Annotated in this window: 20 protein-coding genes and 1 other RNA gene; 5 read left to right on the top strand and 16 right to left on the bottom strand. The window is 38.4% G+C overall.

What is annotated here, in order from left to right; translation table 11 throughout:
- Positions 1–54 precede the first annotated feature (54 nt).
- Together AC0C45_RS10735 and AC0C45_RS10730 are read right to left on the bottom strand one after the other, a co-directional pair.
- A complete protein-coding gene (locus tag AC0C45_RS10735; RefSeq protein ID WP_013056155.1) occupies positions 55–1,992 on the bottom strand; it encodes an ATP-dependent DNA helicase in 1,938 nt (645 codons plus the stop codon).
- Positions 1,993–2,215: 223 nt separating this feature from the next.
- Positions 2,216–2,395, bottom strand: a complete 180-nt coding sequence (locus AC0C45_RS10730) for a hypothetical protein (RefSeq protein ID WP_016763491.1) — start codon at positions 2,393–2,395, stop codon at positions 2,216–2,218.
- Between the two features lie 328 nt (positions 2,396–2,723).
- Between AC0C45_RS10730 and AC0C45_RS10725 the strand changes: the two genes are divergently transcribed.
- From AC0C45_RS10725 to AC0C45_RS10710, 4 genes are all read left to right on the top strand, one after another.
- On the top strand, positions 2,724–3,815 hold the full coding sequence (locus AC0C45_RS10725; protein ID WP_472928136.1) for an ABC transporter ATP-binding protein: 1,092 nt from the start codon (positions 2,724–2,726) through the stop codon (positions 3,813–3,815).
- A gap of 36 nt (positions 3,816–3,851) precedes the next feature.
- Complete coding sequence (locus tag AC0C45_RS10720; protein ID WP_047930927.1) at positions 3,852–5,099, top strand: ABC transporter substrate-binding protein; 1,248 nt, start codon at positions 3,852–3,854, stop codon at positions 5,097–5,099.
- 101 nt (positions 5,100–5,200) lie between these two features.
- A complete protein-coding gene (locus tag AC0C45_RS10715) occupies positions 5,201–6,046 on the top strand; it encodes a carbohydrate ABC transporter permease (RefSeq protein WP_211186111.1) in 846 nt (281 codons plus the stop codon).
- A 14-nt stretch (positions 6,047–6,060) separates the two neighbouring features.
- Positions 6,061–6,873, top strand: a complete 813-nt coding sequence (locus AC0C45_RS10710; RefSeq protein WP_472928135.1) for a carbohydrate ABC transporter permease — start codon at positions 6,061–6,063, stop codon at positions 6,871–6,873.
- A 34-nt stretch (positions 6,874–6,907) separates the two neighbouring features.
- On the opposite strand, the gene AC0C45_RS10705 is transcribed toward AC0C45_RS10710, so the two are convergent.
- Positions 6,908–7,363 carry a hypothetical protein gene (locus AC0C45_RS10705; protein ID WP_336437530.1) on the bottom strand — a complete coding sequence of 152 codons (456 nt, stop codon included), beginning with the start codon at positions 7,361–7,363 and terminating at the stop codon, positions 6,908–6,910.
- Between the two features lie 198 nt (positions 7,364–7,561).
- Here AC0C45_RS10705 and AC0C45_RS10700 point away from each other — a divergent pair, with 198 nt between their 5' ends.
- A complete protein-coding gene (locus tag AC0C45_RS10700) occupies positions 7,562–7,690 on the top strand; it encodes a hypothetical protein (RefSeq protein WP_013056148.1) in 129 nt (42 codons plus the stop codon).
- A gap of 44 nt (positions 7,691–7,734) precedes the next feature.
- On the opposite strand, the gene AC0C45_RS10695 is transcribed toward AC0C45_RS10700, so the two are convergent.
- From AC0C45_RS10695 to AC0C45_RS10635, 13 genes are all read right to left on the bottom strand, one after another.
- On the bottom strand, positions 7,735–8,880 hold the full coding sequence (locus AC0C45_RS10695; protein ID WP_013082362.1) for a THUMP domain-containing class I SAM-dependent RNA methyltransferase: 1,146 nt from the start codon (positions 8,878–8,880) through the stop codon (positions 7,735–7,737).
- Positions 8,881–9,090: 210 nt separating this feature from the next.
- Positions 9,091–10,758, bottom strand: coding sequence for a glycoside hydrolase family 13 protein (locus AC0C45_RS10690; protein WP_047930930.1), 1,668 nt, complete (start codon positions 10,756–10,758; stop codon positions 9,091–9,093).
- Between the two features lie 132 nt (positions 10,759–10,890).
- On the bottom strand, positions 10,891–11,517 hold the full coding sequence (locus AC0C45_RS10685) for a response regulator (protein ID WP_013082360.1): 627 nt from the start codon (positions 11,515–11,517) through the stop codon (positions 10,891–10,893).
- Positions 11,510–12,556: a sensor histidine kinase gene (locus AC0C45_RS10680; protein WP_472928134.1), complete on the bottom strand. Its 1,047-nt coding sequence runs from the start codon at positions 12,554–12,556 to the stop codon at positions 11,510–11,512. The genes AC0C45_RS10685 and AC0C45_RS10680 overlap by 8 nt, the downstream gene beginning before the upstream one ends.
- Positions 12,553–13,281, bottom strand: a complete 729-nt coding sequence (liaF, locus tag AC0C45_RS10675) for a cell wall-active antibiotics response protein LiaF (RefSeq protein WP_047930931.1) — start codon at positions 13,279–13,281, stop codon at positions 12,553–12,555. Before liaF ends, AC0C45_RS10680 begins: the two co-directional genes overlap by 4 nt.
- A 135-nt stretch (positions 13,282–13,416) precedes the next feature.
- Positions 13,417–14,043, bottom strand: a complete 627-nt coding sequence (locus tag AC0C45_RS10670) for a PspA/IM30 family protein (RefSeq protein ID WP_013056142.1) — start codon at positions 14,041–14,043, stop codon at positions 13,417–13,419.
- 36 nt (positions 14,044–14,079) lie between these two features.
- Positions 14,080–14,424, bottom strand: coding sequence for a lmo0954 family membrane protein (locus AC0C45_RS10665; protein WP_034653389.1), 345 nt, complete (start codon positions 14,422–14,424; stop codon positions 14,080–14,082).
- A 247-nt stretch (positions 14,425–14,671) separates the two neighbouring features.
- Positions 14,672–15,060: RNase P RNA component class B (rnpB, locus tag AC0C45_RS10660), an RNA gene on the bottom strand.
- A gap of 63 nt (positions 15,061–15,123) precedes the next feature.
- A complete protein-coding gene (gpsB, locus tag AC0C45_RS10655) occupies positions 15,124–15,456 on the bottom strand; it encodes a cell division regulator GpsB (RefSeq protein WP_013056140.1) in 333 nt (110 codons plus the stop codon).
- A 104-nt stretch (positions 15,457–15,560) separates the two neighbouring features.
- Entirely contained in the window at positions 15,561–16,112 is a 552-nt protein-coding gene (locus AC0C45_RS10650) for an SLOG family protein (protein WP_016763482.1), read from the bottom strand.
- A gap of 63 nt (positions 16,113–16,175) precedes the next feature.
- The gene (locus AC0C45_RS10645; protein WP_472928133.1) at positions 16,176–16,622 is read right to left on the bottom strand and encodes a CotD family spore coat protein; all 447 of its coding nucleotides are present in this window, start codon (positions 16,620–16,622) and stop codon (positions 16,176–16,178) included.
- 346 nt (positions 16,623–16,968) lie between these two features.
- Positions 16,969–18,219, bottom strand: coding sequence for a ribonuclease H-like domain-containing protein (locus tag AC0C45_RS10640; RefSeq protein WP_257063109.1), 1,251 nt, complete (start codon positions 18,217–18,219; stop codon positions 16,969–16,971).
- A gap of 4 nt (positions 18,220–18,223) precedes the next feature.
- The gene (locus tag AC0C45_RS10635) at positions 18,224–20,494 is read right to left on the bottom strand and encodes a DEAD/DEAH box helicase (RefSeq protein ID WP_472928132.1); all 2,271 of its coding nucleotides are present in this window, start codon (positions 20,492–20,494) and stop codon (positions 18,224–18,226) included.
- Positions 20,495–20,604 lie beyond the last annotated feature (110 nt).

The raw sequence follows: 20,604 nt of genomic DNA, 5'->3' as shown, positions 1-20,604 counted from the left end.
CTGAATATTCAATCTATTATACGTATAAAAAAGCGCGGCTACAACCGCGCTTTTTTATACGTTTTCTATTTTCGTTGGGACATTTTGTTCAATGATTGAACGCACTTTTGAATCTGTGCTTTTTGGCATAAAGATCGTGATTAGACCCTTATCGTTATGAGAGCGAATCAGCCTTCCAACTCCTTGCTTTAAGCGAAGAAGCATATACGGCATATCTGCATCCCAGAATGGATCGACTACTTGATTGCGCTTTGCTTCAAAGACCGGATCATTTGGTGGATACGGCAGAGACCAAATAATTACATTAGATAGCGAAGGTCCAGGAATATCCAATCCTTCCCACAAATGAACAGCGCATAAAATCGTTTCTTCTTCCCTTTGGAACTGAGATACTAATTTACTGATTTCTTGATCGCCTTCAAATAAAAATGTGTACTGATTTAACTCTTTGGAAACTTCTTTGAACATCTCTAGTTCTTCTTTGCTGTTAAACAGTAAAAGTGCTCGTCCGTTCGTTTTTTCGAGCTGTGCAACAGCAAAGGCGAATTTTTCAGCAAACGCTTCTTCTTGATCATCCGAAACATTTTTTACCGCAATTTTCATTTGCTCATCATAATCAAATGGCGATTCCACAGAAAAAGAAAGCGGCTTTGCAATTCCTAAGCTATATGCTAAATAATCGAACGATTGGTTATCTGAAAGAGTCGCAGAAGTGAAAATATATGGTATTTTCTTCGCAAATACTCGTTCTTTTAAGACGTCTTTTACTGCTTGCGGCATAATAACCAACGTCAGCTGCCAGTTATTTTCTTCTACCCAGTAGATGGCATTTTCGTTGTCCATAAATAAGCGCAGCGAATAATCAATTTGATCTAGGTACTCATCTACAATTCGCAGCGTATACTCGTCTACTGTATAGGTCTCACTCTCAAACACAAGCTCGTTTCCGATATGCTCAAGCAGCGATAAAAGTTCTTTTCCTACACTTTGTAATCCGTTTGTGCGGGCTACTTCTTTACGGCTAGAACCAACGATTTCTGTACTTGCTTCACTTAAACGGTCAAAGAACATTGCATATACATCGATAGCGTGCTCGATCTTCACAGCAAATTCTTCTCGCACGTCATTTTCTAATAGACGCGTTAACAAGTTTTCTAACGTATCTTCTTGAATGCGATATGTTAAAGCCTTTTGTGCAGCAAATTCCAGCAGGTGACCTTCATCAAATACAACACAGCTGCTTTCAGGAAGAAGGGGAAGCTGTCCTTCACGCTTGCGGGCTTCATATGTCCAAATGTGCTCCATGTAAAAATCGTGAGAGCAAATAATTAAGTCATGTGCTTTTCTATAGTGCTCACGTGAAAGCGTTAAGCCGCATCTATGACGCTGCTCACAGGAAGAACAGTCTTGAAACGTATCCCAGTTAATTTGATTCCATTCCTCATCCGTTAAATGAGGATATTCTTTACGGTCTCCGTAGTGATAGAACGACTGCATACCGCTATGATCATGAACAAAATCAGGAAGCGTATCGTAAATTTCTTCAATGTTTTCATTATCTGTTCGTGCTGTCACAGCATCTAATTTCTTTAAACACAGATACTGATCTTGAGATTTTGCTAGGCGAACATCCATGTTAATATCTAAAATACCAGAGAGCTTTGCAATGTCTCCTTCGGCTTTTACTAACTGTTCAATTAATGTTTCATCCGCACAGGCAATAATAGCTGGCTTGCCAATATACCTTGCATAACAAATAGCGTACAGTAAATACACAATAGTTTTCCCTGTTCCTACACCTGCTTCTGCAAATATTACATTTTTTTCTTTAAAAGCTCGTTCGATTTGAAAAGCCATAAAAATTTGTTCATCCCGAAGTTCTAACCCCGCGTCTGGAAGATGATCATAAAAAACATCACCTATCCATTCATTTAATTTGTCAAAAAAGTTTTCATCCCGCTCAATTGTAAAAGGCAACCGCTCTCTCATCATCGATACTGACTCCTTTATTTATGTAAATATCTATCAATAAAAATTAGCTTCACTTCTTTTTATCTAGTAAATTTCTCATGTAAGCAAAACTTAATTATTGACTACTTTATCTAAAATGTCAATAAAAAGAGCTGAACATAAAAAAGTTCTGCCTGTAAGGACAGAACCTTTTTGTATAAAAGCTGAGTGTATAGAGCACAAACGGAATAAGTGCTATTAAAAATTAATTACAGCGGAATTTTGAGTCCGTGGACTGAGACAATAAAAAGGCCGCTTCATACTCGGCTTTTGCTTGTTCCAGCTGAGTAAGCGTTTCTCCGCTTACTTCTATTCCCTGCTGCATTAAATGATAGCTGTTTTCCAACGCTTGACGAATCATAGTGAACTCCGTGTTTCTATCCATTTATAAACATCCTCTCTCTGTAGTGCTTACTATAAAAGTGAATACTATCATTCTACACACCAGCTGTTTGTTTTATTCTCAAAACCAGCATCTCTAGCTTAATAAGTGGCTTCTTTCATTTAAGGAAATAATCGAACTTATTAAAATATCTTAATTCTCACTTGACTTATAGGAATTATTTTAAAATTACTTACAGATTCAATCACTCAAAACTACATAATACAGGCTTACCGGTCAACCGATAGCCTCTAATTGCCAGATACACGTACAATCCGTCTGTGCAATTAGAGGCTTTTATTTTTTTAAAAGCCTGCTGAAAGGAGAAAAAATGGCAGAACTGCAGTTACAGCATGTGTATAAAAAATACCGAAAAGATAGTCTTGCAGTTGATAATTTCAATCTTCATATTCAAGACAAAGAATTTATTGTATTTGTAGGCCCTTCAGGGTGCGGCAAATCCACTACCCTTCGAATGATCGCCGGCCTTGAATCGATAACAGAAGGAGAATTGCTTATTAATGGAGATCGTGCAAACGATTTACCTTCTAAGGACCGAGATATTGCAATGGTGTTTCAAAACTACGCGCTTTACCCTCATTTAACAGTTTACGACAACATGGCATTTGCCTTGCAGCTCCGCAAAGTCCCAAAACAAGAAATTGATGAGCGCGTTCGAGAAGCGGCTCGTATTTTGGACTTAGAACCCTATTTAAAACGCAAGCCAAAAGCGTTATCAGGAGGGCAGCGTCAGCGGGTGGCTTTAGGAAGAGCCATTGTACGGAATGCCCAAATTTTTTTAATGGATGAGCCTTTATCTAACCTTGATGCCAAGCTTCGCGTACAAATGCGAGCTGAAATTAGTAAGCTTCATCAGAGGTTGCAGACGACCATTATTTATGTAACCCACGATCAAACAGAAGCGATGACGATGGCAAGCAGAATTGTAGTTATGAAAGATGGAAAAATTCAGCAAATAGGTTCACCTATGCAAATATATAATGCTCCAGAGAATACGTTTGTAGCTAGTTTTATAGGATCACCGGGAATGAACTTTTTCACAGGAAAAGTAGTGAACAACAAACTGCAAATCAGTGAACATGAGTTTCAACTGACAGAAAATCAAATGCATTCGTTACATGAAAAAGGCTACAACAATCAGTTCGTTACTATAGGAATTCGACCTGAGCATATTACGCGGGCCTCTTCTGATGCTCCTCATATTTCATTACCGGTAGATGTGTCTGAGTTATTAGGAGCAGAGTACATGCTATACAGTAGTTTAGGAGACCAGCTCTTTGTGGCTAAAATCCCTGGGGATGAACATATTCAAGTTTATCAGTACTTTCCATTTCATTTTCAAATGAATCATGCTCATTTCTTTGACCAGGCATCTACCAACCGTATCAAAATTGACCAATAACTATCTAAAATGAATTCTATAAGTGGGGGAACTAAAATGAAAAAATTATTAATTCTGTTAGCAATGCTCACCGTGATCATCGCAGGCTGCGGCAAAAACAGTTCAACAAGCGGCGACAGCAGCGACTCTTCTAAAAAAGTAACCATTAACTTTACGCATTGGCGAGGAGAAGATTCGAAAGCTTTTGATTCTATCATTGAGCAATTTGAAAAGAAAAATCCAAATATTCATGTAGAAATGACCGTCTTTCCTTCTGATTCCTATCAATCACAAATTCAAGGATCTCTACTATCTGGAGAAGGTATCGATGTATTTGCTAGTTTTCCAGGAAGTCAATTTGAAACAATTCGCAAAGCAAACGGTTTTGCAAAGTTGGACGACCAAAACTTACTCAGCAAATTTGACGAAAAGCTAATCCAAGCGGGGAAAGCGGATAATACGCAATATGCTCTTCCTTATCAGCTAGTCTATAACATCCCTGTCTATAACAAAGGCATTTTTGAAAAATTAAATTTAGATGTTCCTAAAGATTGGAATAGCTTTTTAAAAACATCTGAAACATTAAAGAAAAATGGATACACGCCGATTTTATTTTCAGGAGACGTAAGTCCTTCTCAATTTATTAATCCAATGATTATGAATAACGAACCTACAAACAACGCCCTTCACGAAGTAGAAACGGGCAAGCGCAAGCTAACTGATGAATGGTTTATCAAAACCCTATCCCAAATTAAAGAATTAAATGACAAAGGTTACTTCCAAAAAGATGCTCTTGGTACGAAAAAAGAAAGTGCTGCAGCACTTTTTGCTCAGGAAAAAGGCGCAATGCTTGCTCAAGGTTCTTATATGATGGCTACAGTCAAACAGCAAAATCCGAAGATTGATCAAGGTTTGCTTGCACCGATTACAGTGGATCAAGATAAAGCAAAATACGAAGGTGTTCATACCACGACATTCTTATTAGGTGTTGCTGAAAAATCAAAACACAAAGAAGCTGCTAAGAAATTTTTAACTTTCCTTGCAGATCCAAAGATTTCTTCTGAGTATGCGAATGCTACTGGCCAGTTATTAACGGTCAAAGACGTGAAATATAATTCACCTGAACTCAAAGAAAGCGCAAAATGGAAAGGCAAAAAAACGGTCTTCCAACCTCGATTTACAATTTTAAATGAGCGCGTATCAAAAGCTGTTGAAACATCTGTACAGGACGTACTATCCGGTATGTCAGTGAAAAAAGCTGCTGAAAAAGCACAAGGAGAGGTAGAACGTGTCGCTAAAAACTAATACGTCTATTCAAGAAGAAGAAAAGAGAACCCCTTCGTTCTCTTTTCCTCTCTTTTCCTCTCTTTTCATTTAAAAGTATCTCTAAAAGCCGACATCTATGGTTGTTTTTACTTCCCGGCTTTATCATATATACTGTTTTCTTTGCATTGCCAACGCTTTCTGCTTTATTTTTAAGCACAACTGATTGGAATGGATTGTCTTCTCAGTTCTCATTTGTAGGGTTTCAAAACTTCAAAGAAATTTTAACAAACGATGCTATTTTTACACAGTCTCTTACAAACAACTTAAAATTCACAATTGGCGTGCTGATCTTTCAAACTTTATTGAGCTTGGGATTTGCACTTTTACTTTATAAAAATTCTGCATGGAATACATTTTATCGCTCACTCTTTTTTGTACCGACGATTATTTCGTCCGTATCGATTGCCTTCACGTGGAACTTTATGTATGACCCCAACATTGGAGGAGTTAACCTGTTTTTAAGTAAAATAGGCCTTGAGCATTGGACCCAGTCTTGGATTGGAAATGGACATATCGCAATTTACAGCTTGGCTTTTGTACAATTTTGGGCACATACTGGTCAAATGCTTATTATTTTTGTAGCTGGAATTCAAGCTATTCCCAGTGAGTTATATGAAGCTGCCAGTATTGATGGAGCAACACGATGGCAAAAATTCAAGCGCATTACGTGGCCTCTTTTAGCTCCAGCTACGACAATGGTTGTAGCTTATACGACCATACAAAGTTTTAAAGCATTTGATTTAATCATTGCAATGACAAATGGAGGTCCCTCCAACTCAACTGAAATTCTTTCGACACTTCTTTATCACGAAGCTTTTATTAATTTTCGTTTCGGCTATGCCTCTGCCATTTCAGTTGTATTTATGATTGTAATTGCTCTTTTAACGTTTCTTCAATTTCGCGTACTTCGCTTGACCAAAATGTAAAAGGAGATTCTTTTATGAAACAAAACCCATTCAGACAACTGATTTTAGGGATATACGGTTTGATCATTCTGTTGCCCTTAAGCTTGGTTTTATTATCAACCTTTAAAACAACGCCTGAACTTTACAGCAACCCAATCGGATTACCAGCAGGCTGGAATATTGAAAATTATAAACAGCTGCTCGTCAATGAACCCATCTTTGGCTATATTAAAAACAGCGTGAGTGTTACCGTCTTTAGCACGTTTTTTATTCTATGGTTTTCAAGCATGATTGCTTATGCCATTATTCAGCTACCTCAAAAGCTTGGCTGGATTGTATACGGCTTTTTTGTTTGCGGAATGATTGTCCCTACTCAAGTCAATATGATTCCTGTCTTTTTGCTGATGAATAAGCTTGGACTCGTCAATACGCTAACAGGCGTCATTATCGTCTCCATAAGTTTTTTGCTTCCCAGCGGTGTGTTTATTATCACGGGGTTTATGAAAACTTTGCCAAGGGAACTATTCGAAGCTGCTCGCATGGACGGAGCGTCAGAGTGGAAAATATATTCAAAAATCGCTCTTCGACTCTCAATACCATCAATGGCTACAGTAGGAATTTTTTCGTTTGTGATTGTGTGGAATGATCTGTTATTCCCTTTGCTATTGTTAAAATCTAAAGAAGTAAAAACGCTGCCTATTGCACTATTGGACTTTCAAGGGGAATTTCTGACTAATTACCCTATGCTGTTTTCAGCAGTCGTTCTTTCTTCTATCCCATTATTGATTGCGTACGTGTTTTTGCAAAAGCATTTCATTTCAGGAATGACATCTGGGGCATTAAAATAGCAGGCAAGAAAATCACGTTTCCCTGCCTGTCCCTTTATTCTATAGGATTATTTTTTAAAGCACGCTGAGGTTTCGGTTTCTCTACTACTAGATGTTGGTAAACGTACATTAAAGCAGCTTTCAACAGAAAGATACCTAGCAAATGGTACTTTTTAAATGTGCCTACCCTAAAAAGCTTTGCACGGCTCATAGCTCGTTGAAAAGGATAAACAAAAAATGTATCTACGATTGCATTTAATAACATATACCTTCCAAAATGGCCATATGTGAACTTTTTAATCCATAAAGAACCTGCTAAAAATGGACCTAAAAGTAAAGCAGCTTCACCTGTTAGATATGGATGAGGAGGATTAGGGAATATCCACCACTTCTTTTTTTCAGCAATATAGCTTTCAACCATCATTAAAAAGGAAATAAACATAGTAGATGATAAATAGCGCTTAATATGCTGTCGTCCTATAAAAGGGATGGTTAACCATGAAAGAAGCATCAGCCCCCCCAAAAATCCCTGCTGATCGATTCTTTCTCATTTTATCACCTCTTAGGTTTTAGTATGAGATTTCCCTTTCGTAAATATGTTAGAAATAAGCTAATCATTTCTCGTTTTAGGCCTGCTATTGAAAAGAAATGAATACATATATTGCCCTGCTACTCGCCCATACTATAAAAAACATAATGGGGTGAGTATATGCATGATTATTATGACGGACTATATAAATACCTGCTTAATGCTACATTTTGGTTTATTTTATTAATTGTCGTGCTCGGTATAGGCATGTTTGGAATGCTAGCTTATCGAGGTTTGAAAAAAAAATAACGTACAAAAGCCAAGCTGGTTTTTACACCGCTTGGCTTTTGTATTTATTGATCGTTGCGTGGAGGACGAGGTCCCCAATATTGATAGTAGTCTGTTTTAATAAACCCGTTAAACAATTTGCGTTTTTTCGTTGCTTTTTTACCGTAGTATTGTTCAAATTGTTCATGAGATGTAAGCATATAAATCGACCACGTATCAAGCTTAGAAAACGCTTCGCCCATTTCAGCGTACATTTTTTCAACAGAAGGACGATCGCTTAAACGTTCGCCGTACGGAGGGTTACCAATAATGATTCCATATTCTTTCGGCGTCGTAAAATCGCGCACTTGCATTTGCTTAAATTGAATTAAATCTCCAAGTCCAGCTTCAAATGCATTTTGCTCCGCTACTTTTACCATACGATGGTCAATATCATGACCAGCAATATCTAGCACTTGGTCGTAGTTCGCTAAGTCTTCTGCTTCTTCGCGCGCTTTGTCCCAAATACTTGCTGACATCCATGGCCATTCTTCTGATAAGAAGTCACGGTTAAATCCTGGTGCAATATTTTGACCGATAAGCGCTGCTTCGATAGCAATTGTACCTGAACCGCAAAAAACATCGACAAACGGACGATCCGCATTCCACGGCGTTAGCATAATTAGAGCCGCTGCCAGCGTTTCTTTTAAAGGAGCTTCCCCTTGCCCCACGCGGTAACCGCGCTTATGAAGCCCTGCACCGCTTGCGTCAATTGTTAATGTAGCAACATCTTTTAATAGCGCTACTTCAATTTTAAACGTTGACCCTGTTTCTTCGAGCCATCCTGTTGTTTTGTTATAATGTTTTTTCATGCTGTCAACAATTGCTTTTTTCACAATGCTTTGACAATCTGATACGCTGAACAATTTAGATTTAACTGATTTTCCCGATACAGGAAACTGTGCATCTACGGGCAAATAATCTCCCCAATTTAATGCTTTTGTTTGTTCAAAAAGCTCATCAAACGTACGAGCTTTGAACTGTCCAACCTGCACTTTAATTCGATCTGCTGTACGAAGCCATAAATTGCAGCGAGCAATTGCGAGCTCGTCTCCTTCAAAGATAACCTTGCCATTATCTACTTCACATTCATATCCTAAAGCACGCACTTCTTTAGCGACCAGTGCTTCAATTCCCATTGCTGCTGTTGCAATAATTTTATATTTCGCCATTTTTCAACCTCATTTTGTTTCTAATTATCTACACTAAGTGTAAAAGTACCATATACATGCGCCGTAGTCAAAGCTTTCTCCGTCTTTTTATTAAAATGCAAAAACTGCTCGCTCTTGACAGAGCCAGCAGTTTCTTCACCTATGTCGTCTATAAATGTGTTTTTAAAAGCTTTTCACTTTAAAAATTGCGCAATCGGTTGCTCAACTTGTTTATGAAAGTAAGTATACACGTGTTTCATATGGGTGCAGCGTACATTTTTCAAGCGTTTCATTTTTATCCAACGGATAATTATGAATCAGCACTTCTCTGTTTGAAAACGAGCTCTCTGAAGGAAACTCGAACGTTTGATTTTTCGGTGACATATTACAAATAACAACAGCGGTTTTACCTTCTAATGTTCGCGTATACGCGTAAATAGCGGAATCTTCTTCTGCCAATAGCTTATAAGTTCCATACACCAGCACATCATGCTGTTTTCTAATTTTAATGAGCTGTTTGTAAAAATTCAGTACCGAATTTTCATCACTTTTCTGCTCTTCTACGTTAATATCTACGTAATTTGGATTCACCTTCATCCAAGGGGTACCAGTCGAAAATCCTGCATTTCTTTCTGTATTCCACTGCATTGGCGTTCTTGAATTATCGCGGCCTGTTTCCCAAATTACTTTCATAATCTCGTCATGTGTATCGCCTTTTTCACGCTGAATACGGTAGTAGTTAATCATACCAACATCATCATAATCGTCAATAGAATCAAACTTAACATTGGTCATTCCAAGTTCTTGTCCTTGATAAATAAACGGTGTTCCTTTCATTAAAAAGTATAGTGCAGCTAAGCACTTTGCACTTTCCACTCGGTAAGCTACGCTGCCGAATTTATTTACAGAACGAATTTGGTCATGATTTTCTAAATATAAAGCATTCCAGCCGTTGATGTTTTCTAAACCATTTTGCCAATTAGTTAAAATCGTTTTTAACTCGATTAAATCAAGCGGTTTTTCTTCTCCTTTATCCCACAGTCCCATATGCTCGAACTGAAAAATCATATTGAAGTTTCCGCCATCTTCAGCTACCCACTCATCTGCGCTGTCCGATGTTACACCATTTGCCTCTCCAACCGTCATAATATCATATTTGGCAAACGTATTTTCTTTTAGCTCTTTTAAATGTTCTTGAATTCCCGGTCGATTCATATGCCCTTCAAACGATGGCACATAATCTAGCTTTTCAGGGTTCGGTAGATCTGGGAAGCCGGCCACTTTCTTAATATGCGAAATAGCATCTACACGAAAACCATCAATTCCTTTATCTAACCACCAGTTAACCATTTCATAAAGCTCATGACGTACTTTTTCATTTTCCCAGTTTAAATCGGGCTGTTTTTTAGAAAATACGTGCATGTAATATTCTTTTGTCTTCTCGTCAAACTCCCAAGCTGATCCGCTAAAAATAGATTCCCAGTTGTTTGGCTCTTTTCCATCTTTACCTTCGTGCCAAATATAATAATCACGATATGGATTCTCTTTAGAAGACCTAGATTCTAAAAACCAAGGGTGTTCATCTGAAGTATGATTAATAACTAAATCCATAATCAGCTTCATTCCGCGATGGTGAACTTCATCTAGCAGCTCATCAAAGTCTTCCATTGTTCCGAAATCTTTCATAATATCTTTATAATCACTGATATCGTAGCCATTATCGTCGTTAGGAGACTGATAAATCGGGCAAATCCAAATGACATCAATTCCAAGATCAGATAAATAGTCTAATTTTGAAATAACCCCTTGAATGTCACCAATTCCGTCGCCGTTTGAATCCATGAAGCTTCGCGGGTAGATTTGATACGCAACAGCTTCTTTCCACCATTTCTTTTCCATGTGCTCAACCCCTCAAAATAGTGCTTTTACGTAAGCGTTTGCCTTTACGCATATCGCTATTTTATAATGAATACATGCAAAAAAATAGGTTTTTCACAAAAAAAATCGTTATTCTCTTTTGAATAACGATTCTCACTGCGCTAATTTGTGTTTAAAGGCGTAGATGACGGCTTGAGTCCGGTCTTGTACATCCAGCTTACTTAATAAATTGCTCACATGTGTTTTTACCGTCTTTAGCGCAATAAATAATTCGTCTGCAATCTCTTGATTTGTTTTGCCTTGTGTCATTAGCAGTAAAATTTCCATTTCACGAGCTGTCAGTTCTTCATGAGGTAAAGACGGTTTTCTCATTTTAGACATCATTTTACCGGTTACTTCGGGCTCTAATACAGATTGCCCCTCATATGTACGGCGAATAGCAGCTGCAATTTCTCCTGCTTTAGACGTTTTTAATAAGTAGCTTGTTGCCCCTGCCTCTAGAGCGGGATATACTTTTTCATCATCTAGAAAGCTAGTGACAATGATCACTTTCGCTTCTGGCCACTGCTTAATCAGTTGTTTTGTTGCTTCAATCCCGTCCATTTCTTCCATGACTAAATCCATTAAAATAATATCCGGGCGCAGCTGAAGCCCTAATTCAACGGCCTGTTGGCCGTTTGCTGCTTCAGCTATTACATGAATGTCTGCTTGAGCCGACAAATACGCTCCTACGCCAATACGAACCATTTCATGGTCATCCACTAACAGTACATTAATCATTTTGCTTCTCCTCTCTTTCTACTAACGGTACTTTTACTTCTAGCTTTGTTCCTTTGTCGGGCAAGCTAATAATTTTTAATAGGCCCCCAATTTCAACTGCGCGTTCGTACATATTTTGCAGGCCGTACGATCCGACTTTTTCCTTTTCTACATCAAAACCAACTCCGTTATCAACAATACGTAAAATAATGGAAAAGTCACGTTTAATCAGCAGCACATCTAAAGCTGTTGCATTGGCATGACGCAGCGTATTTGATACGGATTCTTGCAAAATTCTAAACAAGTGGTCTTCAATGCCTTTATCAAGTTCAAATGCTTCTATTTTCCAATTTAATTCAAGCGGTACTTTTTGAGCAAGCTCATTCATCAGTTCTTTCATTCCAGCCTGCAGCGATTTTCCTTTTAATGCTGCAGGACGAAGATGAAGAAGCAAAGCCCTCATTTCAAGCTGTGATTGGTTAATCATTTTTTCAACCATCTTTAATTGCTTAGCTTCAGAGTCTTGTAGCGTAAGATTGGACTCCGTAATAGCAGACATAAGCATCGAAGCGGCAAATAGCTGCTGACTAACGGAGTCATGCAGTTCTCTAGCAAGCCGATTTCGTTCCTGAGAAACAATTTCTTGCACTTGCTTTTGCTGATTTTCCACTTTTTCCGTTGCCATCTTTTGAGATTGCTGTGCTTGAAGAATCATTTTATAATCTACTTTATTTAAACGGCTTATAATTCGAGACGTTTCTTGAATAAGCGGTTCATTTGCCGACATATGCCGGTGGCCATTTTCCATTTCATATAATCGGTTTTCAACATATGTCCACTGCTGTCTCCACATAAACCCCATGATTCCTCCAATCACGCTTCCAATCGTAAGGCTCAAACTGAAGGAAAACAGCACAAAAGGCATGCCCAATACGCTTGTTTTCCATAAGTCGCTAAGTTGAAAAACAGGATATGCAAAAAACACGGTAAGGAGCACGGATACAAATACAAAAAAACTTAGGAAAATCCCCCATAATAACTGCCGTTGAAGAATACTCATATCCTTTGCACCTCTAAATCTCCAATCACAACAGTTGTAACAATCTTCACCCTATGAGCAGATTGATCAAATCCCTCTGTTTTGATAGACAAATTTTCATTGAACGAAAAGCCGCGCTGATGTCCAAAAACCGTTACGTTTCCTGCTAGTTTAGAATGATTCACAGATACTTCCGTTTCGTAAGGAATGAGCACTTTAATATTTCCAAACACTTGACGAATAAAAATAACCGCATCGCCTTTTGGCAGAACGGTATTGCTTAAATCAACCACAATGTCTCCCCATACGCTTTGAATATTAATATCATCCCATTCGTATACGGAGTCTTCGGTTCTTTGACTACCAAGAAGTTTATTCGTCAAAACCGGCCGGACCTGCACCAAACTTTGGTTTGGCTGCTGGGTAAATTCGTCAGTTGGTCTGAATTCAACCGGATGCTTTCTTGATTGAATAAATCTAAGTAAAAAATACAGAAAAAGAGCAATAATTAAAAACTTAAAGGCAACCGTATTAAATATATTCAACACAAGCCCAATAACGCCAATCCAAAATAAAATGCGCCCTAGTTTTCTTCTCATTTTTTTTCGCCCAATATACATGAACGCACCGGCAATTAATACAGAAAAGATCAAGCCGCTGTGAAAAAACATAATTTCAATAAACAGGACAAATAAACTGCAAATAAAAATGAACATAAGAGATTCTGTTTTGTTTACGCTTTGCACAGCTCTCTCTCCCTTCTCCTCGTAGATGACATAGCGTTCTTTGGATGCTGCAGGTATCTATTCTCTCACCTTAAAAAGACGCAGAAACCTACGCCTTTTTTAGAATACCATGTTTTATGCAGAAACACTGATTTTTTACGATGATTTTACTCTTTTTTCTAATTCAGCAATCTTGCTGTCTACCGTTTGTCTATAGTAATTTGTATTAATTTGATTTTCAAGCTGGTCAATATAGGTTTCCATTTCGTCAAACTGGCTGTAAGACGTATAAGATGCTTCTGTTTTCATTACTGAATTCATACGATGATGCGCACGAGCAATATTTTCGCGCCCCATTAGTTCCATACGGCGAATATGCATATCTTTTACCTTATGCTTCATTTCTTCATACTTTTGTTCAAGCTCTTCTAACTGCTTGGATGCATCTTCATAAGATTCTTTTACGCGCTTTGCTCTCTCTTCGTAGTGAGCATGTTCTTTTAAAATAAATTCATGTAATTCCGCTTCTTCAGCTGCTTGTGCTACTTGTGCTTGCTCATGGCGCTTTTTCATCATATCAAGGGCCAGATGATATTCGCGATTAAACTGTTCTTTTAACGTGTGCTGTCGCTCAACAAGCTGCCTTACCTTTTCGGTCTCCTGCTCGCATTGACGCAAATAGTGGTTTAGTGCAGCAATTGGATTTTTTTGTTCTTTGTGATCAAGTAATTGATGAAGGTCTGCAGAAATCGTTTCTTTCATTCGAGTAAATAAGTTTCTCATTTTGTTCATCTCCTTAGATAATAAAGTGAAATTTTATTATTTTTGATTTAAGTCAGCCCACTGACGTTCAAAGTGCTTAAACGGATCTTCTTTTTCCGTTTTTATAGAGCTGCTGCTGTTCCACTTTTTATACACAATATAAAGTACGACTGCTGCGATGATACCAGCAAGGGCCGGAAGGTTTGAAACGGTTGTTAAGAGTACGACAACACCAATAAACCCCCAGAGCCATTTTTTAAAGGGGGTTTCTGCTTTAACAAACCCTTTAAATGCTACGTACAAAATAACCAAGCCAAGTGCAAGCCCTACCATCGGACCGGCATTTGCAAAAAGAACGATAGCAGCTACCGCTCCAATCAAAAACAAACCAACTTTTTGCATTTTGTCTCCTCCTTTCGCTTATCTATATACTTAGTTTAAGGATTATGACGTTTTTTCAAAACGAGCTAGAGCTTTATTTTCTCCTAAGACCTGAGGCTGACAACAAGCTCAGTCTGATTGTACAAAAAAATGACAGCTTATGATAAGCTGTCATTTTGACATAAAAAAAGCTCTTCCATTATACGAAGAGCTGGGTTGGATTAAAGTATAGTGTATAACAACAAGTGTCGATTGCTTTTCAATAACGTTCTGTAAGCCATGTTTTGTACCATTGTACTGCAAGCGGCTAGCTACCTCGTACTCCGGTGGCAATTATCTATCTACAAAATGTAACCATTTTGTCCTTCCTTCCGTTCAGTTCCTTCCAGAAAGTTCCCCTACCATTATTTGGGTTTCTCGCTCGAGGGGTTTACCTCGTTCCACTCTTACCATTTCTGATAAGACTTCGTCACTGTGGCACTTTCAGAGTAGTCAAGCCATATCTTAAAAAGACTTAGGCTTTTTCCCCGCCGTTAGCTTTTAACAGCTACCCTAGCTTATGACTTCGCTAGGCACGAACACTACAGACATCGCAGTCTGTGCGAGCATGGACTTTCCTCTACATCCTCATATGTGATGCAGCAATTACCCGAACGTTATTGATAACGACTTTCCTTAGTATAATAAAAATAGGAGTTGAATGCAACTCCTATTTTTAGGTTATTCGTATAATTTACTTCCAAACACATGTTTTTCTAAGTTCGACAAACGTTTTAAAATATCAAAGTTTGTCGTACCCGCTTGCTGCTGCTGTTGAGCCGGCGGCGGGGTAAACGAAGGTTGTTGCGGCTTTTTAGATAACTCTTCTACTTGCTTTTTTAAGCGTAAATTTTCAGTTTGTAATGCTTCAATTTCTTCATGAAATGCTTCATAATCTTTAATAACAGAATCTAGATACTTATCTACTTCTTCTTGATTATAGCCTCTCATGCCTGTTTTAAATTCTTTTTCTAAAATTTCTTTGGCCGTTAAACGAATTTTATCAGCTAACATCTCTATCACCTCGAATACGATAAACCTTATCTTTATTATAATTCATTTTTTCAAAAATAGCTTCAAATGTCAATTTATCTTTTAAAATGTTTCGCCAAATGGCGTTAAAAAGACGAAAATTTTTCTTCATCCACGATATCCTGTAAGTCGTGAGACGTCACCATTATAATAGGGTATTCTTCTCGTTCAGCACGTTTTTTAGCCGTTTCTAACATATATTTAGGACTTCCTTCGTGCTCTTCGTCGTAAACTAAACAAATACCTTCACTTTTTTCTACTAAAAACTGATTTTTTAACCGAAACTGTGCTGGACTTTCATATTTCTTTTTTGTGATGCTATCTACATAATCTGCTTGACTTAAGACGAATTCATACAATTCTTTATTGGCTTCATTCCATTTTTCTTCTTGCTCCAAAAATGGTGTTAAAACAGCTAACTGAAGCTCGGGATAATCCAGCTGGAGATCAAATACCACTTCCGCTGCCCAAATCTCTACTCCTAGCTGGCCACTAATCAATACCCATTCTAATCCATCTTCTACTAATTCCTGTAATTTTTTATAGAGCGCTTTTTTTATGTATGTAATGCCTTGATGTTTTTCATTAAAAATCCCAAGTTCGAATGGCTTATAACCAGTAACCGTCAGCACCTTCATTATATAACTCCTTTGTAACAAAATAGAATAGGAACTGATGTAATCAGCTCCTATTAACGTACATTATCTAAAATACCCTGAATTAGGTCCTTGATGCGCGCCTTTTGTATGACAGCTTCCTTGGCCGCAACCTTTGTGTCCCGGATAACTAGCACCTGCTACTTGACCTGGGTAGCCTCCTTGACCTGGAAAACCAGCTCCCCCTACTTGACCTGGGTAACCAGCACCTGCTACTTGACCTGGGTAGCCTCCCATTTGACCTGGATAGCCTGCTCCCCCTACTTGAGTTGGATATTGCTGCGCACCGCCAAAAAACTGTTGATTTGAAGTTTCATTTACAACAGATTGCGTTTGCGGGAAGTAATGTACGTGCTTCACATTTGTATGATTCACCAATGTATTATGACTTGGATGAATGTGAGGTACAACTACCTCCTGAGAAGTAAACTGCGTGCAACATTTTGTTGGATGCACAATTGGTGGCATACATTTTGTTGGTCTTGGATACATATCCTTTTTCCCCTTTCACTGTTTAGTTATTACACTATTACAATATGTGAAGGGTAGTGTACATGTACTAAGACAAACACCTATTTTTGGCCTACATAAAGGAGTTATACGAATTTTTCAAACTGCTTAAGACAATTACTGTTAAACAAATTAATGCGAAAAATGATACTAAAATCACATTTTTCATGAGGCCTCTCTCCATCTCACCAAAGTTCTGTTTTTAAGCTGTAAGAATAAGTCTTACATTGACTAATTTTATCAATGACTGAAAAATAGAACAATATAAAACATCCACAAAAACAAAAGAATAATAATTCTGAATATTTTAAAATAAATCAGCTGAAGTCTATGCTTTAGCTGATTTATTTTTTAGTCTAAGAAGTCTTTTTTCAAGCGCTTCCTTCGACGTTTTTTTAGTCCTTTCTCTGAGTTGATTCCACTTTTCCAAGGCGAGTTCAGTATATAGAAGTGCTTGATGCACATCTTTGAGACGATGCTCACAAATTTTAGCTAGCTCAACCAATGCTTCTATAGCGACGTCACCTTCACATGTTTGAACCAAGGGTTCAAACATGTCCACTGCCTCTTTCCAGCTCTTCTCTTTTTTATAATGATAAGCCATCGCTAGCTGAGCTTTTTCATGCTCTTCTTTTTCTTTTTCCGCTACGCCCTGATAAAGTGAGAAAGCGTGCTTATTCTCCCCTAACTGCTCATACCACCTTGCTACTTCATATGTTTCTTTTTCTGTAAACTCCTCACTAGTAAGGAGATGTTTTGATAAATGAATGTATAAGGTGATAAGTGATAAAATATCATGTTCATTATGTTTCATAATGTCGAATAAGCCTCTTGGATTTTTCGTTTCAATAAAATCAAAATAAATCATGGGAGCTAAGAAACCTGGAATATCATCAACTCGTTCAATTCCAAGTATTTCTTTTTCGACATTCGCAAGCTTAACCGAATTCATTTTGTGTTTCCACAGCCTTCTTGATGCATGCAGTAAATCAAAGTGACCGAACTTAGGCAGTTTGGGCAAATGATCTCTCAATAGTGTATGACGAGTCTTCACATGAGGCCAATCGAAAGATTTCCCATTATAAGTCACAAGCGTCGTATAGTCTACTTCTTTTAAGAAACTTTCGTAAAATGCTACTTCTCCGCTTGGCTCTGTTAATATATGTTGACGAAAAACGACGGAATCTTTTAGCACCCTTGCATATCCTAGCAAAAAGATAGTTGTTCCCGTACCTGTACTAAGCCCCGTCGTTTCCGTATCAAAGAAAAATAAATCTGAATATGTGCGGCCTTTTGATGAAAGCGGATGAGCAACTGTAGACCCATTCCATACTTCCACTACTTTTTTCAGCTCATTAAATTCATAATGTCCATGCTTGTAGTCGAGCGGGTAAACCACCTCTCTTATCATACAGTAGCTGTCTTCCGCAAAGTAAGGAACAGCATGATTTCCCTTCCATTCCTGCTCATAGGGAATAGACGCGCTTTTAGGTTGCTGCGGGTTACTTTCAACCGGCGGCTTTGCTTCTGTAACGTGAAGATGCTTTTTCATACGGTTTAATTTATTTTTAAAAGACAAGAGTTCACCTACTTTGCAGTTGTTGTAGCAGCACGAGCGCATCGCTTTTTGCGTGTTCTCCCTGTGCTTCCATACCGATACAAGACGGACAGCCGCTTTCGCAAGAACAATTTACAATTAATTGATTGGTTTGACTTAGCACATCATTCATTTGTTCGTACACTTTGTCACTTAGCCCAATGCCTCCCGGGTATCGATCATATAAGAAGATAGTCGGCTGTTCGTTGTGCACCGCTTTTACCTGAGGCACTACATGTAAATCAGACGGATCGCACATCACCATAAGCGGTGCAATTGACTGAAGGGCATTTGCCACGGAAATGAGCGCTTGTTCCAATCGTTCTTCAGATTCGTAAAACTGTTCTTTTTCAAAGCTTAGCCACACGGCATTTGTATGAAGCTCTTCTTCTGGAAGTGAAATGGGACCTGACCCTATGTTTTCATGCGTCTCAAACTTTATTTTTTTAAATATCGTAGCCATAGCGCTGACCATTACATCGCCATAACCAATTGAATATGTTCTCTCCATCCGTTCTTTATCAGCTTCTAGCACCTTTAAGTTAACCGCTAAGTTTGCATCGGTGAAATAGTCTATATCGACTTCACGAACATACGCTTTTTTCTCATCCCAGTCCAAGTATTCTACTTGATACTGAATGCCTTGATGCAAGTAAATCGCCTCATCATGAAGAAGCGTCATGGCACTAAACCGATCCATTTCTCCAATTACTTTCACATTTGCAACGTCCGATTGATCAATAATGACAACATTTTCTTGGGATGCAGAACGCAGACTGATATTATGAGCTGGGAACGAATCGTTCATCCAGTACCATTTGTCTCCGCTAAAATGAATCACTCGCTCTTCTTGCAAAAACTCCAGCACGTCTTCAATTTCTACCCCCTCAAATGTTTCTCCCTGCTTAAACGGCAGCTCATAGGACGCACATTTTAAATGATCGACTAAAATAACAAGATTATCAGGATTAATTCGAGCTGTTTCTGGGTTTCTGCTAAAAAAGTAGTCCGGATGCTGAATCATATACTGATCAAGCGGACTTGAACTTGCGACCATCACAATGACGGCTTCTCCGTGACGTCTCCCTGCTCGTCCTGCTTGCTGCCAAGCGCTTGCAACCGTGCCTGGATAACCTGTCATCACACACACCTGCAGCTGCCCGATATCTACTCCTAGCTCTAAAGCATTCGTACTGACTACCCCGTAAATACTTCCCTCTCGAAGTCCTCTTTCTATTTCGCGTCGCTGCTTCGGCAAATATCCTCCGCGGTACCCTTGAATAGACTTATTTTGAAGCTGGTTTTTTACGAGCTCCTGCAGATACGTTAAAATAATTTCCACTCGTACTCGGCTTCGTGCAAATACAATCGTTTGAATTTTATTTTTCAAAAACTCTCCTGCAATATTTCGCACTTCAAGCGTAGCACTTCTTCTAATATTTAACGGTTTATTAACAATAGGCGGGTTATAAAAAATAAAATGCTTGCGGCCGCTAGGCGCTCCGTTGTTATCTATTAACATAACATGAGCTCCCGTTAAATGTTCAGCGAGTTCTTTTGGGTTAGCGATGGTCGCTGATGTACAAATAAAGATAGGATTGCTTCCATAGTAGCGGCAAATTCGCTTTAACCTGCGTATAACGTTGGCTACGTGGCTTCCAAAAACACCGCGGTACGTATGAAGTTCATCAATCACAATGTACTTCAGGTTTTCAAACAGTGATACCCATTTAGTATGATGAGGTAAAATAGCTGAATGAAGCATATCTGGATTCGTAATAACAATATGACCTGCTTTTCTTACCTTTTGACGGATATTTGCCGGAGTATCTCCATCATACGTGTAGCTATTGATTGGTACTTCCATTTCTTCAATGATTTCATTTAATTCACTTTTTTGATCTTGGGCAAGCGCTTTTGTTGGAAACAAATAAAGAGCTCTAGCCTGATCATTCTCCATAATACTTTGAAGTACCGGCAGGTTGTAGCACAATGTTTTCCCCGATGCTGTCGGCGTCACAGCCACAACATTCTTCTTAGATGTCGCCAAATCAAACGCTGTTTTTTGATGCGTATAAAGCGAACCAATTCCTCGGTTCTCAAGTGCTTGCCGCAGTTTCGTATGCAAAGAAGCCGGAAATGGCGCAGTTTTAGCTTCTTTCTCTTCGATTGTATGCCAATGAACAATATTTTTCTGATATGACGGATTCGTTTGCAAGATATCCATTACTTCTTGTAAGTTTTTTCGTATTCTCATTTTCATCACCTGCTTCTATTTTAACGAATGAACGTTCGATAGAAAACAATAAGTTTTTGTATGTTTTTGGGGGATTCGGACATGGTATTAATACAGTAAATTTTTCAAGG

This window comes from Priestia sp. VA7 (assembly GCF_055710015.1).
The sequence above is the reverse complement of the archived record's forward strand: the minus strand, read 5'-3'. Positions and strand labels throughout refer to the sequence as shown.

Bases quoted from the DNA above. Each gene is read 5' to 3' on its own strand.
- AC0C45_RS10695 (WP_013082362.1), bottom strand. From the start codon at position 8,880: ATGGCGAAATATAAAATTATTGCAACAGCAGCAATGGGAATTGAAGCA.
- AC0C45_RS10650 (WP_016763482.1), bottom strand. From the start codon at position 16,112: ATGAAGGTGCTGACGGTTACTGGTTATAAGCCATTCGAACTTGGGATT.
- AC0C45_RS10720 (WP_047930927.1), top strand. From the start codon at position 3,852: ATGAAAAAATTATTAATTCTGTTAGCAATGCTCACCGTGATCATCGCA.
- AC0C45_RS10700 (WP_013056148.1), top strand. From the start codon at position 7,562: ATGCATGATTATTATGACGGACTATATAAATACCTGCTTAATGCTACA.
- AC0C45_RS10690 (WP_047930930.1), bottom strand. From the start codon at position 10,758: ATGGAAAAGAAATGGTGGAAAGAAGCTGTTGCGTATCAAATCTACCCG.
- AC0C45_RS10665 (WP_034653389.1), bottom strand. From the start codon at position 14,424: ATGCAAAAAGTTGGTTTGTTTTTGATTGGAGCGGTAGCTGCTATCGTT.
- AC0C45_RS10725 (WP_472928136.1), top strand. From the start codon at position 2,724: ATGGCAGAACTGCAGTTACAGCATGTGTATAAAAAATACCGAAAAGAT.
- AC0C45_RS10710 (WP_472928135.1), top strand. From the start codon at position 6,061: ATGAAACAAAACCCATTCAGACAACTGATTTTAGGGATATACGGTTTG.
- AC0C45_RS10680 (WP_472928134.1), bottom strand. From the start codon at position 12,556: ATGAGTATTCTTCAACGGCAGTTATTATGGGGGATTTTCCTAAGTTTT.
- AC0C45_RS10635 (WP_472928132.1), bottom strand. From the start codon at position 20,494: ATGAGAATACGAAAAAACTTACAAGAAGTAATGGATATCTTGCAAACG.
- gpsB (WP_013056140.1), bottom strand. From the start codon at position 15,456: ATGTTAGCTGATAAAATTCGTTTAACGGCCAAAGAAATTTTAGAAAAA.
- AC0C45_RS10670 (WP_013056142.1), bottom strand. From the start codon at position 14,043: ATGAGAAACTTATTTACTCGAATGAAAGAAACGATTTCTGCAGACCTT.
- AC0C45_RS10735 (WP_013056155.1), bottom strand. From the start codon at position 1,992: ATGATGAGAGAGCGGTTGCCTTTTACAATTGAGCGGGATGAAAACTTT.
- AC0C45_RS10730 (WP_016763491.1), bottom strand. From the start codon at position 2,395: ATGGATAGAAACACGGAGTTCACTATGATTCGTCAAGCGTTGGAAAAC.
- AC0C45_RS10645 (WP_472928133.1), bottom strand. From the start codon at position 16,622: ATGTATCCAAGACCAACAAAATGTATGCCACCAATTGTGCATCCAACA.
- AC0C45_RS10705 (WP_336437530.1), bottom strand. From the start codon at position 7,363: ATGCTTCTTTCATGGTTAACCATCCCTTTTATAGGACGACAGCATATT.
- AC0C45_RS10685 (WP_013082360.1), bottom strand. From the start codon at position 11,517: ATGATTAATGTACTGTTAGTGGATGACCATGAAATGGTTCGTATTGGC.